The sequence below is a fragment of the Pedobacter psychrodurus genome (assembly GCF_004331735.1).
Taxonomy (GTDB): domain Bacteria; phylum Bacteroidota; class Bacteroidia; order Sphingobacteriales; family Sphingobacteriaceae; genus Pedobacter; species Pedobacter psychrodurus.
On the sequence record NZ_SJSO01000056.1, the window covers coordinates 1 to 1,376 of the forward strand.

A 1,376-nucleotide genomic window follows, 5' to 3' on the forward strand; every position below is an offset into this window, starting at 1 on the left:
GGGGCTGACTAAAAAGGGTATAAGAAAGTACAGCCGTTGCTTGAAAAAGCAGCGGCTGTTTAGTAAATTTAAGTGCGAAAGAAATTTACTATATGGCTAAGATACAAAGTTCAGCACAATTCAAAAGCTACCAACCTCAACAAATTCTATTATTACCTCCTTCGCTTGATGAGTTAATCGAAGAACATGATCTTGTAAGGGTGGTTAACCTTGTTGTTGATTCGCTGGATATCAGCGGGCTGATCAACCAATACAAAGGCGGTGGAACAACAGCTTATCATCCGCGGATGTTATTGAAGATCTTGCTGTATGCTTATAGTGTTAAGATATACACAGGGCGCAAGATAGCTAAAGCTTTGCGGCAGGACCTTCACTTCATGTGGTTATCCGGCATGAGCCGACCCGATTTTCGAACGATCAATAACTTTCGTAGTTCAAAGGCAAAGGAAGTAATAGAACAACTATTTCAACAGATGCTTTTGTTTTTGATGGATCATGGCTATATCAAAATGGAGAACTACTTCTGTGATGGCAGTACGATCTCGGCCGATTGTAATAAGCATAAAATGGTATGGAAGAAGAACGCTGAGCGGTTTAAATCCGGTACAGAGGAAAAGTGCCGGGAGTTGTTCAAGGAAATAGATGCACTTAATGCTGCTGAGGATAAACAGTATTTGCGAACAGACCTGGAAGAACGCGGGTTACAAGCCAGGGAAATAACGGCGGATACCATCCGCGAGCAGGCCGACAAACTGGATGCAGTTATTACTTCATCTACCGGCAAGCAGCAACGCAAGGCAGTGAGTCTGAAGAAAAAGCTAAAGCAGAAGGAAGTTACCATAGCGGTTTATGAGCAACAGATCGAACTGGCTGGCAAGCGAAGCGGTTATAATAAAACAGATAATGAGGCTACCGCAATGCGGATGAAGAATGATGAGCTATTGCCTGCCTACAATGCGCTTGCAGGTTGTGAAGACCAGTTTATTATAGCTGTCAGTATCCATCAAAATACCAATGACGGAACCTGCTTTAAGGATCATTTGAAAAAGCTGGAGCAGCAAAGCCCTGTTTTACCACGGGCCATCATTGCAGATAGCATCTTTGGTACAGAGCAGAACTATGAACTTCTGGAGAGCAAACAGATAAACAACTACCTTAAGTTTCCCTCTTATCAGGCCGAACAAAAGCAAAGCTACCGTCAGAATCCTTTTTTGAAAGATAACTTCGGCTATGATGCAAGTACTGACAGTTATACCTGTCCGAATGAAAAACAACTTACCTTACAGTCCAGCTATTTTCAAACCCATAAACGAACCGGCTACCAGTCTGCAATTAAAGAGTACCAATGTAAAGACTGCAAGAAATGTCCTTTTTAT

Annotated in this window: 1 protein-coding gene; it reads left to right on the top strand. The window is 42.3% G+C overall.

Annotated elements, in window-relative coordinates; genetic code table 11:
- Nucleotides 1-92: 92 nt before the first annotated feature.
- Nucleotides 93-1,376, top strand: a 1,284-nt coding sequence (locus EZ456_RS24975) for an IS1182 family transposase (RefSeq protein WP_131534939.1), incomplete at its 3' end; no start/stop codon positions are given.